General features: G+C 67.0%; 9 protein-coding genes. 2 read left to right on the forward strand and 7 right to left on the reverse strand.

The genetic code is table 11. The features are described from left to right. Window positions 1-6: 6 nt before the first annotated feature. The 5 genes from ACODSD_RS04740 to ACODSD_RS04760 all read right to left on the reverse strand — a co-directional run bounded on the left by ACODSD_RS04740 (window position 7) and on the right by ACODSD_RS04760 (window position 8055). On the reverse strand, window positions 7-1866 hold the full coding sequence (locus ACODSD_RS04740; RefSeq protein ID WP_488876892.1) for a tetratricopeptide repeat protein: 1860 nt from the start codon (window positions 1864-1866) through the stop codon (window positions 7-9). Window positions 1867-2144: 278 nt separating this feature from the next. Next, a complete protein-coding gene (locus tag ACODSD_RS04745; RefSeq protein WP_488876893.1) occupies window positions 2145-4022 on the reverse strand; it encodes a methyl-accepting chemotaxis protein in 1878 nt (625 codons plus the stop codon). A gap of 398 nt (window positions 4023-4420) precedes the next feature. Next, window positions 4421-6049 (reverse strand): 3-(methylthio)propionyl-CoA ligase, encoded by a 1629-nt coding sequence (locus ACODSD_RS04750; RefSeq protein WP_264372987.1) that lies wholly within the window; start codon window positions 6047-6049, stop codon window positions 4421-4423. 204 nt (window positions 6050-6253) lie between these two features. Beyond that, window positions 6254-6778: a response regulator transcription factor gene (locus ACODSD_RS04755; RefSeq protein ID WP_107800663.1), complete on the reverse strand. Its 525-nt coding sequence runs from the start codon at window positions 6776-6778 to the stop codon at window positions 6254-6256. Continuing rightward, window positions 6778-8055, reverse strand: coding sequence for an ATP-binding protein (locus ACODSD_RS04760; RefSeq protein WP_227105070.1), 1278 nt, complete (start codon window positions 8053-8055; stop codon window positions 6778-6780). The genes ACODSD_RS04755 and ACODSD_RS04760 overlap by 1 nt, the downstream gene beginning before the upstream one ends. A 120-nt stretch (window positions 8056-8175) precedes the next feature. Here ACODSD_RS04760 and ACODSD_RS04765 point away from each other — a divergent pair, with 120 nt between their 5' ends. Further along, on the forward strand, window positions 8176-10152 hold the full coding sequence (locus tag ACODSD_RS04765; protein WP_488876894.1) for a TonB-dependent copper receptor: 1977 nt from the start codon (window positions 8176-8178) through the stop codon (window positions 10150-10152). Window positions 10153-10376: 224 nt separating this feature from the next. Next, window positions 10377-10778, forward strand: coding sequence for a hypothetical protein (locus ACODSD_RS04770; protein WP_107800666.1), 402 nt, complete (start codon window positions 10377-10379; stop codon window positions 10776-10778). A gap of 261 nt (window positions 10779-11039) precedes the next feature. On the opposite strand, the gene ACODSD_RS04775 is transcribed toward ACODSD_RS04770, so the two are convergent. Continuing rightward, window positions 11040-12392, reverse strand: a complete 1353-nt coding sequence (locus ACODSD_RS04775) for an ATP-binding protein (RefSeq protein WP_227105077.1) — start codon at window positions 12390-12392, stop codon at window positions 11040-11042. Beyond that, window positions 12389-13051 carry a response regulator gene (locus ACODSD_RS04780; RefSeq protein WP_107800668.1) on the reverse strand — a complete coding sequence of 221 codons (663 nt, stop codon included), beginning with the start codon at window positions 13049-13051 and terminating at the stop codon, window positions 12389-12391. The genes ACODSD_RS04775 and ACODSD_RS04780 overlap by 4 nt, the downstream gene beginning before the upstream one ends. Between the last annotated feature and the right edge of the window lie 193 nt (window positions 13052-13244).

The following is a 13244-nucleotide window of genomic DNA, read 5'->3' on the forward strand; positions in this document are numbered from 1 at the left end:
CCCCGCTCAACCCTTAAGATCCGGATCGCACGACAAGACGCTCACCAAGCGCGCCAGCGGCGCCGTCCAGTCCCCGGCCTCGCTTTGGCGGAACAGACGATGGCGCGGATACCAGGGCGTGGTTTCGCTCTCCAGCCCCCAGCGCCAGTCGGCGTGCCGCGCCGACAGCAGCAAGGCGCAAGGCAGCCCCAAAGCGCCGGCCAGATGGCCGAAGGCGGTGTCCACCGTCACCAGTCCGTCCAGCTCCGCCAGCAAGGCGGCGCTGGCAGCGAAGTCCGCCAACTCATCGCCCAGGGCCGGCACGCCGCGCGCGCGCAGCCAATCGCGCTCGGCCTGATTCAACTCAGGCTGCAAGGCCAGCCACTGAACGCCGGGCAAGGCCAGCAGGGGAAGCAACGCCTCCGGGCTCGGCAAGGAGCGGCAATGGTCGAACTCGTGCTCCGGCCGGCCGCGCCACACCAGGCCCAGCTTGCGGCCTTCGGCCGGCAAGCGCGCGCGCCAGGCGGCGCGGCCGGCGTCGTCGGCGCGCAGATAGGCCGGCGCTGGCGCGGGCTCCGGCTGCAAGAGGCCGGGCAAACTCATGGAAAACACATGGCAATCGTGTGCCGGCCACGGACCGGCGAGATCGCTTATCGGCAGCCACTCCACCGGCCAGCCCTGCGCTTGCAGCAAGGGCAGCAGGACAGGCCGGCAGGCGACGATCACGCGCGCCGGCCCGCGCCCCAGCAGCAGCGGCAGGTAACGCGCCGTCTGCAAGGCGTCGCCGTAACCCTGCTCGAACCACAGCAGCAGACGGCGGCCGGCCAAGGCCTCGCCGCTCCAGCGCGGTGAGCTCAAGGCCGGCGACGGCGCGGTTTCCAGCCGCGCCTCGTGCAAGGGCCAGCCCTCGCCCCAGCGTCCCTGGGTCAGCAGCAAATAGCCCAGATTGCGACGCAGCCCGGCGTGCAGCGGCTGAGCGTCCAGCCCCGCGCGCAGCGTAGTTTCGGCCTCTTCCCAACCGCCTTGCTGCGCCAGAGCCAGCGCCAATTGCTGATGAGCGTCCGCGTCCGACGGCTCCAGCGCCAAGGCGCGGCGCGCCAGCGGCTCCGCCTCCTCGCTGCGCCCCTGCCGCCACAAACACAGGGCCAGATTGCCCAGCACCTGCGCCTGTTCCGGCGCGCGCTCCGCCGCCGCGCTCAAGCAGGCCTCGGCCTCGGCCCAACGCCGCTGCGCCTGCAACAACAAGCCCAGATTGCTCAGCGCGCCGGCATGGCTCGCCTCCAGCGCCAGCGCCCGGCGCAACAACGTTTCCGCCTCGGCCCGCTCCCCGCGCTCCGCCAGCCTTTGTCCCAGCAGATTGAGCGCGTCCACGTCGTCCGGCGCGCAGGCCAGCGCCCGGCGCAAGCAGTCCTCGGCCTCCTCCGGCCGCAGCCGATACAATAAACGGCCCAGATTGAAGCAATGAACGGCGGACTGCGGCCGCAGCCGCAGGGCCAGCCGATACTGGGCTTCGGCTTCGTCCAGCCGTCCCGCCTCCTCCAGCAAGACGCCCAGATTGCCTTGGCAGGCCGCGTGCTCCGGACGCTGCGCCAGTTCCGCACGGTAATGCGCCTCCGCCTGCGCCAACTGGCCTTGCGCCATCAGGCAGCGGCCCAGATTGTAATGGGCGTCCGGCGTCCGCGGATCGCATTGCAGCGCCTGACGCCAGCACTGCTCGGCCATGGCCAGTTGCTCCAGCCGCGCCGCGCATACGCCCAGCAGATTCCACAATTCGGCGTTGTCGGCCTGGGCCTGCAAGCCGCTTTGCGCGGCCAGCAAGGCGCCGTTCAGATCGCCGGCGGCCAATAAGGCGCCGGCGCGCAAGGCGTGGGAAGTCGGTTCGGTCATAAGTTTTCAGCGCCCAGAACGCAAGCGCCCCGGCCCCGTTCCGATTAAGCGCTTTTTGAAATCAGCGGAATATCGTCTCCCGCATAGTAACCAGCATCTCTCCTTGATGAAAACGCCCTTTGCCGTGCCCCGCCTGAATTTCTTCCACGCGCAGCGGCCTTTTCACTGGGGGGGCGGCAAGAACGCTGCCTGCCGGCTGGATGCTGGGGCCGGCTGAGCCGCCTATGAAAACGGCCGGGGAGCATGCTCCCCGGCCGTGTGTTCTCGCTCTCGCCGTTTTACAAACGGAATTTGTCGAACTCGGCGTTCATCTTGCCGGCATTGAGCGACAAGCCGGTCAGCGTGCTGCTGACGTTCTGCAAGGCGTCGTCGTTTTCCAGCACATGGCCGTTGATCGCCTCCGAGCTTTGCGCAATCAAGGTGGTCGCCTTGTGCTGCTCGCTGGTGGAATCCGAAATCTCGTTCATCTTGGCCACCACGTCCAACATGGACGCGCGGATTTCCTCGATCTTGGCCACCGCTTCGCGGGTCAGCTCCACGCCCTCGTCCACCGCGGCCACGGTCTGATTGACGTCGTTGACCGCGCGGCCGGTTTCGTCGCGGATGGCGCTGACCATATTGGAGATTTCCAGCGTGGCCTGGGCGGTGCGCTCGGCCAGCTTGCGCACCTCGTCCGCCACCACCGCGAAACCGCGGCCCTGTTCGCCGGCGCGCGCGGCCTCGATCGCCGCGTTCAAGGCCAGCAGATTGGTCTGGTCGGCGATGTCGCGGATCACATTGGTGATGCCGGAAATTTCCTGAGAGCGCTTGTCCAGCGAGGACAACATGGTTTCCAGGCCGCGCACCGACTGCACCGTGCCCTCCATGCCGCTGGACAGCCTTTGCATATTGCTGGCGCTGGCCTCCAGGCTGGCGCCGGTCAGGCTGGTCAGCTCGTCGGCCTGGCGCGCGCTGTCGGCGATGTGGGAGATGGACACCGTGATCTGCTCCAGCGTGGCCGCGTTGGACGAGGACACATCGGAAATATGGCGCGAGCTGTCCGCCACGCCGGCCACCAGTTGGCTGGCGTCCTGCACCCCGTTGACCACGCCGGCGGCGTCCTGCTTCAGGCCGCGGAACAGCTGGGCCAATTGGGCGACGAAGGTGTTGAAGGCGCGCGCGGTGGCGGCGATTTCATCCTGGCCGTCGTCCTTCAGCCGCAAGGTCAGATCGCCCTCGCCGTGGGAAATGTCCTCCATCGCGTTCTTCAGCCGCACCAGGCCGGCCAGCATGCGGCCTATCACCAGGCTCGCCAGCGGGATCATCAGCACGAACACCAGCGCGGTCAGGCCGGCGATGGTGTACAGCAGCGTGGTCAGCGGCGCCAGCACGGTGGCGCGGTCCGCCGCCAAGGCCATCACCCAGTTGGTGCCGGGGATTTCCTGCGCCGACAACAGCATGGCCTGGCCGCCGATCTGCACTTCCGACGCCTGGTCGTGGCTGACGATGTCCGCCAGCCGTTCCGGCGTCAGTTCCGGCGCCACGCTGGTGATGGACTTCAGCGCCAGATCGGTTTGCGGATGGGCGATCACCGTGCCCTTCTTGTCCATGATGAAGGCGTAGCCGTTGCCGCGCACTTTCAGGCCCAGCACCGATTTCACCAGCGTGTCCACCATCACGTCGCCGCCCACCACGCCGGCGAAAGCGCCGTTGTGGTTGAAGGGCGCGGAAATGGTCACCGTCAGTTTCTTGGTGGCTTCGTCCAGATAGGGGTCGGTCACCACCGCCTGGCCGCTGTCCTTGGCGCGCTTGTACCAATCGCGGTCGGCCACCTTGTAGTCGGCCGGCGCCGTCCAATCATCGGAAAACAGCGAGCGGCCGTCGGCGTAGCCGGCGTAGTTGACGTTGAAACCGCCGGCCTTGGCGCCGGTCTTGAGGAAGCGGAGGGCGTCGGGCTCGGACGCCATCGTGCTCTGCGCGACAATCTGCTGTTTCTTCTCGCCCAGCCAGGTGGTCACCACCGCGCTTTGTCCCATCAGGCTGGCCTCGAACTCCTGGTCCAGGCCCTGCAATATTTCCGTGCGCATCTGCACGAAGACGATGACCACCAGCACCAAACCAAACAGCGCCATCAATAGCGCGTTCAGGGCGATCAGCCGGCTACGGAGCGATTTCATAACAGTCCTTTTTCTCGCGTGATTGACAACCATGGTTTTGATGCCCCGCCTTGCCGCGCGACACTCCCCTTACCGTTGGCAGCCAATTGTTATTGTTGGTTTATCTTCGGCCAGTTTAACGGATGTAACCCGTTTTAAATATCAAATATGGGTACAGTTGTGACAGATTATGATTTTGTTTGATCAAACACAGGAGCAAGGGAAGACGCGCGCCGGACGGCGGGCAAAAAAAACCCCCTGCGGTTTGACAACGGCAGGGGCCAACACGAGGAAGAAACGTCGTCCGGCGGACCGGCCGACATTTCGAGGGGCTAACACCTCAAAACCATACGGTTTTCAGTGCAGCCGCCACTGTAGCGTAATTACTCTATTCAGTCCAGTCCATTCCGCGACCGACGTCAGGAACGCCAGCGAAAATCGCGGAACTGCTCGCGCAGCCGCACCTTCTGCAATTTGCCGGTGGCGGTGTGCGGCAGCTCCTCGACAAAGGCCACATCGTCCGGCGTCCACCATTTGGCGATCTTGCCTTCGTAAAAGCCCAGCAGCTCCTCCGCCGTGGCGCTGACGCCGGGCTTGAGCACCACCACCATCAGCGGCCGCTCGTCCCACTTGGGATGCGGAATGCCGATGGCCGCCGCCTCCGCCACCGCCGGGTGGCCCACCAGGATGTTTTCCAGCTCGATGGAGCTGATCCACTCGCCGCCGGACTTGATCACGTCCTTGGTGCGGTCGGTGATGCGCATGAAGCCGTCGGCGTCTATGGTCACCACGTCGCCGGTGTTGAACCAGCCGTCGGCGCTGTGGCTGGCATCCAGTTCGCGGCGGAAGTATTGCGACAACACCCACAGGCCGCGCACCTGCAAGTTGCCGAAGGCCACGCCGTCGTGCGGCAGCGGCTTGCCGGCGTCGTCCACGATGCGGAGTTCGACGCCGTAGATCGGCCGCCCCTGCTTGGACAGCAGCGCGTGCAGCCGGGACGGCTCCAGGCCCTCGTGCTTGAGCTTGGGCGTGCCGGTGGTACCGCAGGGCGACAGCTCGGTCATGCCCCAGAGCTGGCGCATTTCCACGCCGTGCTCGGCCAGTTGTTCGATCATGCTTTCCGGTACCGCCGATCCGCCGGCGATCACCCGCTTCAGGGAATGCAGCTTCAGATGGTTCTTCTGGCAATGCTGCAACAGCATCATCCACACCGTCGGCACCCCGGCGGTGACGGTCACCTGCTCGCTCTCGATCAGCTCGTACAGATTGACGCCGTCCAGCTTGGGTCCGGGCAGCACCAGCTTACTGCCGTTCATGGTGCAACTGTAGGGCAGACCCCAGGCGTTGACGTGGAACATGGGCACCACCGGCATCACGCAGGCGCGGGCCGAGATGTCGAAACTGTCCGGCAAGGCGCTGCCATAGGCGTGCAGCACGGTGGAGCGATGCGAGAACAGCACGCCCTTGGGGTTGCCGGTGGTGCCGGAGGTGTAGCACAGGCTGGACGCGGCGTTTTCGTCCAGCAACGGCCACTGGTACTGGTCGCTGTGGCTGTTGACCAGGTCTTCGTAGCACAAGAGATTGGACAGCGGCGTCTGCGCCGGCATATGCGCCTTGTCCGTCATCAGCACGAAGGCTTCCACCGTGTCCAGTTGCGGCGCGATCTGCTCCACCAGCGGCAGGAAGCTCAGGTCGAACATCAGCACCCGGTCTTCCGCGTGCTGGACGATCCAGGCGATCTGTTCGGCGAACAGCCGCGGGTTCACCGTGTGGCACACCGCGCCGTAGCCGGACACGGCGAAGTAGGTCTCGTAATGGCGGTAGCCGTTCCAGGCCAGGGTGCCGACGCAGTCGCCCTGGCGCACGCCCAGCGCCGCCAGCGCATTGGCCAGTTGGCGCGCGCGCCGCGCCGCCTCGCGGTAGGTGTAGCGATGGATGGGCCCCTCCACGGTGCGCGACACGATGGGCGTGTCGCCATGGTAGGTTTCGGCGTGACGCAGCAAGTCGGAAATCAGCAAAGGCCGGTCCATCATCTGTCCGCGAAGCATGGTAGTCCCCTCCATTGGCATGGTTATGGACATTCACCATACGGCGGCTAGAGTGGACGCTCCAATCAATTTTTCTGATGGCGCGGCCAAGCCGGATTTATACCCCCGTCATGACCCGGTAATTGAAGAACAAAGACCGCTACAATCCGCATCCAGCCCATTGGCGCCGGGCCGCCGTGCTGTAGCAATGCAACAGGCCTGGCTTCAACTCTTCACCGGCTTCTTCGCCAGCATTCGCTGCAAAGTGCGCCTGTGCATGTTCAAGGCGCGGGCGGTGGCGGAGATGTTGCCGTCGTTTTCGCTGAGCACCCGTTGCAGATGCTCCCAGGTCACCCGCCGCAGCGACATCGGCTGCGGCGTCAGCGGCAGCTCGGGATTGGCCTGCTGCTGTTCGAAAGCGGCCAGGATTTCGTCCACCGTCGCCGGCTTGGCCAGATACTGCACCGCGCCCAGCTTGGTGGCCTCCACTGCGGTGGCGATGCTGGCGTAGCCGGTCAGAATCAAAATGGCGCTGCGCGGGCAGGCGGCGAGCAAGGCCGGCAGCAGACGCAGCCCGCTGTCGCCGTCCAGGTTCAAATCCAGCACGATGCGCGCCGGCGCGTCGCCGGCCAATTCCAAGGCCTGCGCGGCGGTTTGGGCCGCCGCCACTTCAAAACCGCGCCGGCTCAGGGAGCGCGCCAGAATGGCGACGAAGGCCTCGTCATCGTCCACCAAGAGAAAATCCAGCATCAGGCTCCTTCCTTATCGTCCGCCAGCAAGGGCAGGCGCACCTGCGCGTGCACGCCGCCCTCCGGCCGGTTCAGCAAACGCAGCGAACCGCCCAGCCGCGCCAGCGTCGCATGGCTCAGCATCACGCCCAGGCCCATGCCCACCGGCTTGTCGGACGGCAGCGGGGTCAGGCCGGCGCGCTCCAGCTGCTGCTCGGTCAAACAGCCCTGATGATTGACGATGTCCAGCAGCAAGGCCCCCTGCTCCAGCCGCGCCGCCACCGTCAGTTCGCCGCCGCCGGCTTCGGCCGCGTTGTTGATCAGATTGAAAAACGCCGGCCAGAACGCCGGGTCCAGCGTCGCCAGCGGGTCCGGCCCGCGCGGCGTCTGCCAGTCCAGCCTCACGTCCGGCCGCAGCGAGCGCCAGCCGGCCAGGCGCTCGGCCAAGGCCGCGAACAGCGCGGTCTCCCCCGGCGCGGACTCCGAACCCAGCTTCAAGCGCGCCAGCGCGCTGCCGCAGTTGGCCAGCTGCGCCTTCATCAGCAGCAAGTCTTCCATCAGCTCTGCGTCCCGCTGCCGCGTGGCCAGCAACTCGTCCACCAGCAGCGTCATGGTGTTCAAGGGCGTGGACAACGAGTGGGCGGCGCCGGCCGCCTGCATGCCCACCGCCAGCAATTGCTCGTCGCGCAGCTGAGTTTCCCGCGCCGTCGCCAGCGCCGCCTCGCGCAGGGCCAGCTGCCGCGCCAGCCAGGACACGAAGCCGGCGATCAACAGCGCCGACAGCGCGAAGCTCAACCACATCCCGGTCAGATGCATGGAGAAGATGTGCAGCGCGTTGCCGTGGTCCACCGGCCAGCTCAGATGCCACTCGAACAGCAGGCCGTAGGCGGCGACGCTGGCCAGCGCCAGCGCCCAGGCGAACAGGCCCGGCGACAACAGCGCGGCGAACAGCACCGGCGGCAAAAACAGCGAAGCCAGCGGATTGGCCGCGCCGCCGGTGAAGGCCAGCAGCTCGGTCAGCACCAGCACATCGGCGGACAAGCCCAAACGCAAGGCCAGCAAGGGGTCGCCGCCGCGGCGCAGCCACCACGGCAGGCAGACGTTGACCGCGGCCAGCGTCAGCAGCGCCTGGGACAGCAAAGGCCAGGGCAGGTAGACGTGCTGCCACCAGCAGACCAAGGCCACGGTGGAGCCCAGCAGCAGCATCAGCCAGCGCAGCCAGCCTATCAGCCGCGCCGAGCGCGCGATGTCAGCGGTCAGGCCCAGGCGGGGGGAGGAAACGGGGAATCCGGCAATCATGGCCGACACTTTATCACCATGCGCCGAACAGGGGCGCTGCGACACTTTGCCGCATTGGGCCGCTGCAACTCGCAACTTAGAATTGTCACCTCTAAATTTGTTAACGTTAGTTTCTAAAAAATGACTAAAAAACCGTATTTGCTGCCGATTCCCCTGGCGCTCGCCGTCGGCCACGCCTTTGCTCAGGAACTGCCGGAATTCCGCGGCGAGGAAGTGCTGGTCACCGCCACCAAGGCGGAACAGCCGCTGAAAATGTCGGTGGACCCGCGCGCGCCGCGTCAGCCGCTGCCCTCCGCCGACGGCGCCGGCCTGCTCAAGGGCCTGCCCGGCTTCAACGTGATCCGCAAAGGCGGCGCCTCCGGCGACCCGCTGCTGCGCGGCCTGGGCGGCTCCCGCCTGGCCATTCTCGCCGACGGCAACTTCGTGTTCGGCGGCTGCGGCGGCCGCATGGACCCGCCCACCGCCTATCTCTATCCGGACGCCTATGACGAGGTGAACGTGGTCAAGGGCCCGCAAAGCGTCAAGCTCGGACCCGGCCTGATCAGCGGCGGCGTCAACTTCGAACGCAAGACCAAGCGCTTCGACGAGGCCGGCGTGCGCTTCAACGGCAGCCTGACCGGCGGCAACGCCGACCGCAACGACGCCTACGCCGACGCCGCCTTCGGCTCCAGCCTGGGCTATGTGCGCGCCATCGCCAGCCGCAACCATGGCGGCGATTACAAGGACGGCAAGGGCAATAAGGTCCACTCCAGCTTCGACCGCGACAGCCAGACCCTGATCGCCGGCCTGACACCGGACCAGGACACCACGCTGGAACTGGCGCTGGACCGCAGCCGCGGCCAGGCCGCCTACGCGGACCGCGGCATGGACGGCAGCAAGTTCGACCGCGACGCCTGGAGCTTCAAGGCCGAGCGCCGCAACCTCAGCGGCTGGCTGGACGCGCTGCGGCTGCAACTGGGTCACAGCTATGTCGACCACGTGATGGACAACTACTCCCTCCGCCCGCAAACCGCGCCGGCCAGCCGTTCCGCGATGAACCCGGACCGCAGCGCCGACACCGGCCGCCTGGCCGCCGACATGGCCTTCGGCGACTGGGAAGTCAGCGCCGGTTTCGACTGGCTGAGCGACCGCCACCGCAGCCGCATGGGCAAAGGCGTCAATGCCGGCCAATACGCGGACCAGCCGCGCGCGCCCAACCAAAGCTTCGACAATCACGGCGTCTACGCCGAGGCCAGCCACCCGCTGGGCGCGGGCGGCAAACTGATTGCCGGACTGCGCCGCGACCAGACCCAGGCGGTGTTCGAGGCCAAGGCCGCCGCCATGGGCAAGCCGGCCCAAGCGCGCCAGGAAACCCAGTACCAGCTCAACGCCGGCTTCCTGCGTTACGAACACACGGCGGGCAGTTGGACCCGCTACGTCGGCCTGGGCCAAGCCGAACGCGCGCCTGACTTCTGGGAGCGCAACAAGAACGACAGCCTGAACAGCGAAACCAACCGCCAACTGGACGCCGGCCTGCTCTACCGCGACGACAAGCTACAAGGCTCGCTGTCCGCCTACGCCAGCCGCGTGCAGAACTTCATTCTGGTGGAAGGCGACGCCGGCGCCATCGGCGGCAAGGCCCGCAATATCGACGCGCGCCGCTACGGCTTCGAAGGCGACCTCAGCTGGCGCTTCGCGCCGGAATGGACACTGTCCGGCAGCCTGGCCTGGGTCTGGGCCGCCAATCTCGATGAAAACCGTCCGCTGGGCCAGACCCCGCCACTGGACGCCAAGGCGGCGCTGAAATGGGACAACGGCAAATACGCGGCCGGCCTGACCGTGCGCGGCGTGCAGCGCCAGGACCGCGTGGCGCCCGGCCAGGGCAATATCGTCGGCACCGACATCGGCGCGACCCCGGGCTTCGGCGTGGTGTCGCTGGATGGCGGCATGAAGCTGAACAAACACGCCAAGCTCTTGTTCGGCGTCGACAACCTGTTCAACAAGGCCTACGCCGAAAGCGTCAGCAAGGGCGGCGCGATGGTGGCCGGCTACGACCGCACCCTGCAGGTCAACGAGCCGGGCCGCACAGTGTGGGGTCGCGTGCAACTTCAGTTCTGAGAACGTGTTTACGATCTTGCGAGCGAAGGCGAGACAAGGCGAAAACCGCGGAGAAAGCGGGGTGTACACACGGTATATGAGCATTTCGACGTTGTGCTCGCCGCGCCACGTCTCACGACGCGCAGCAGATCGTAAACAGGCTCTGAGCGCGCGGCCTCTCGCCGCCATGCCTCCAGTCTGCTAGGCTGGAGGCCTTTTGCCACCGCCCAAACCTCGACCGCCGGATGAAAACGCCCTATCTGAAAATACTCGCCTGCGGCCTGACCCTGTTCATCCTGCTGGGTCCGCTGGTGGCCTTGCTGGCCAGCGGCGTGGTGCCGATGATGGCTTATTTGATGGGCGCGATTCCGGCGCTGGGCTTCGGCCTGCTGCTCTGCCTGCTGCGCATGCTGCTGGCCCGGCCCATCGCCGGCTGGCAGCAAGGCTGGCCGCGCTGGCTGCTGGCCCTGGTCGCCTTCCTGCCCGGCGCCTTCAGCGGCAGCGTGGTCACCTTCGTCTACGCCCGGCTGGCCGAGCCGCTGCTGTACAACGACCTGATGAACCTCTATCTGGGCGCGATGGCCGGCGGCGTCTGCAACGCGCTGTTCTGGCTGATGCGCTTCGGCGCGCCTAAACGCCCGAGCTAGACAAAAAGAAAGCCCGCCGAAACCGGCGGGCCGCAACCAAATGTAGAACGCTGGCTGCGTCAGGGCCAGCATCGCCAGCATAGCCGGATTCCCCCTCTGCTCCCATGCGGCGAATTGCCGCAGTCCCAGAGCCAGCTCAAAGCCTCGCCTGCAAGACGAAAACGGCTGAGAAAGCGGAACGCACGAGTGCCGCATGAGCGTTTCGAATGCTGCGCTCGCCGCGCCACGTCTCACGAAGCGCAGCGGACTTTGCACCGCTTCTCAGCGCCGCCGCAAGCCGGCCTCCAGCCCGCCGCCGTCTCGCTTGGCCAGAATCAGCCGCAGGCCGTGCAGCTCCGCCACCCGCTCGACGATGGACAAGCCCAGCCCGCTGCCGACCACGTCCTGGCCCGGCGGCCGGAAGAAGCGCTCGCGTATCCGTTCCAGCCATTCCGCCGCCACGCCCGGACCGCGGTCCAGCACGCTGACCGAGTCCTCGGCCAGCACCAGCCGCGCCTCGCCGCCCTCGGCGCCGTAGCGGACGGCGTTTTCCAGCAGATTGCGCAGCATCAGGCCCACCAGGGTTTCGTCTCCGTTCAAGGGCAAGACCCGTTCCGGCACGCAGCGCCATTCGGTTTCCAGCCTCACCCCCTTGAGCGCCGCCTCCGCCGCCATCTCCGCCAGCACGCGCTCGGTCAAGGCCGCCCAGGCGATGGGCTCGCCCTGGCGCGGCGCGTTCAAGGGGTCCAGGCGCGACAGGGCCAGCAACTGCTCCACCAAGCGCGTGGCGCGGTCTATGCCCAACATCAATTGCCGCATGGCGTGCCGGCGGCGGCCCTCGTCCGGCAGCAGCTCCAGCACCTCGGCCTGCACTTTCAGCGCCGCCAGCGGCGTGCGCAGCTCGTGCGCGGCGTCGGCGGTGAAGCGGCGCTCGTGTTCCAGCGTGGCCGCGATGCGGGCGAACAAGGCGTTCAGCGCGTCCACCAGCGGCAGCACCTCCCGCGGCACCTCCCGCGACACCGGCTCGCTGTCGTCCGGCGCGCGCTGGGCGATGCCGGCGGCCAGGCGTTTGAGCGGCCCCAGCTCGCGGCGCACCGCCAGCAGGATCAGCAGCAGCATCACCGGCAGGCCCACCAGCCACGGCAGCAGCTGGGCGGACACCACCTTCAACACCATCTCGTGGCGCAAGCCCTGTTTCTGACCCACCGCCACCAGCCGGGAACCGTCCGGCGCGGCCAGATAGATCAGCCGCCAGTTGTGATCGCTGTCCTTGCCGCGGTAATCGTAGAAGCCGCGCCGCTCCGGCTCGAAGTCGAAGCGACGGCCGCGGCCGTCGCTAAGCAAGAGATTGCCGCGACGGTCCCAGACCGCCAGACCGAAGTCGTCGTTTTCCAGCTGCCCCTTGTCGGCGTGCTTGAGCAGGTGCTTGAGCTTGGGCAGCTCGATCAGCGAATTCTCGCTGACCTCCACCAGCAACAGCTGGCGGGCGAACTGCCCCATCTGGGTGTCGAACAGCTCGTCCACCTCCTCGTGCGCCAGCCAGGCCGCAGTGGCGGAAGCCACCAGCCAGATGGCCGGCACGATCAGCAACAGCAGCAGCAATAGCCGCGCCTGCAGGCTGCGCGGTCCCCTCATGCCGGATCTCCCAGGGTGTAGCCCACGCCGCGCAGGGTGCGGATGAAGGCGCTGCCCAGCTTCTTGCGCAAATGGTGCACATGCACCTCCACCGCATTGCTTTCCAGCTCCTGGCCCCAGCCGTAGAGCTTGTCCTCGATCAGCTCGCGCGGCAGCACCCGCCCCTTGTGGCTGAGCAGCAACTCAAGCAGCGCCAGTTCGCGCGCGGTCAGCTCCAGCGGCGCGCCGTCCAGCGTGGCCGCGCGCGCCACCGGATCCAGACAGAGGCGGCCGTGCCGCCATTCCGGGTGGCTCTGGCCGTGGCGGCGCCTATGCAGCGCGCGCAGCCGCGCCGCCACCTCGCTCAGCGCGAACGGTTTGACCAGATAATCGTCGGCGCCGGCGTCCAGGCCGCCGACGCGGTCCGCCAGCGCGTCGCGCGCGGTCAACACCAGCACCGGCACATCCTGGCCGCCGCGCCGCCAGGCGGACAGGATGTCCATGCCGTCCATGCCCGGCAGCCCCAGGTCCAGCACCACCGCGTCGTAGGGCGCGGCGCTCAGCGCCGCCAGCCCCTGCTTGCCGTCGCGAAACCAGTCCGCGACAAAGCCCAGCTGCTCCAGGCCGATTTTCAACCCGTCGCCGATCTGAGCGTCGTCCTCCACCACCAAAACCCGCATATCCGTCTCCCCGTCGCCGGACGTTCAAGGTCCCGGCAGCCTAGCGCGCTCTCGCCGCCGTCACAAGCGCCGCCGCAATGCCCGATTGCAACAGAGCGCGCTTAAGACAATCTTAAAGGCCCCGCTCAAGAAATTTCATCGCGTCGTCACCGAAATCTCACGCGACTGTCACCTGCCGCTGTCAGCATCGCCA

It is taken from the genome of Chromobacterium sp. FG22, assembly GCF_057809415.1.

Excerpts from the sequence above, each read along its gene's own strand:
- ACODSD_RS04780 (WP_107800668.1), bottom strand. The coding sequence starts at position 13,051 with ATGCGGGTTTTGGTGGTGGAGGACGACGCTCAGATCGGCGACGGGTTG.
- ACODSD_RS04740 (WP_488876892.1), bottom strand. The coding sequence starts at position 1,866 with ATGACCGAACCGACTTCCCACGCCTTGCGCGCCGGCGCCTTATTGGCC.
- ACODSD_RS04760 (WP_227105070.1), bottom strand. The coding sequence starts at position 8,055 with ATGATTGCCGGATTCCCCGTTTCCTCCCCCCGCCTGGGCCTGACCGCT.
- ACODSD_RS04755 (WP_107800663.1), bottom strand. The coding sequence starts at position 6,778 with ATGCTGGATTTTCTCTTGGTGGACGATGACGAGGCCTTCGTCGCCATT.
- ACODSD_RS04745 (WP_488876893.1), bottom strand. The coding sequence starts at position 4,022 with ATGAAATCGCTCCGTAGCCGGCTGATCGCCCTGAACGCGCTATTGATG.
- ACODSD_RS04750 (WP_264372987.1), bottom strand. The coding sequence starts at position 6,049 with ATGCTTCGCGGACAGATGATGGACCGGCCTTTGCTGATTTCCGACTTG.
- ACODSD_RS04770 (WP_107800666.1), top strand. The coding sequence starts at position 10,377 with ATGAAAACGCCCTATCTGAAAATACTCGCCTGCGGCCTGACCCTGTTC.
- ACODSD_RS04775 (WP_227105077.1), bottom strand. The coding sequence starts at position 12,392 with ATGAGGGGACCGCGCAGCCTGCAGGCGCGGCTATTGCTGCTGCTGTTG.
- ACODSD_RS04765 (WP_488876894.1), top strand. The coding sequence starts at position 8,176 with ATGACTAAAAAACCGTATTTGCTGCCGATTCCCCTGGCGCTCGCCGTC.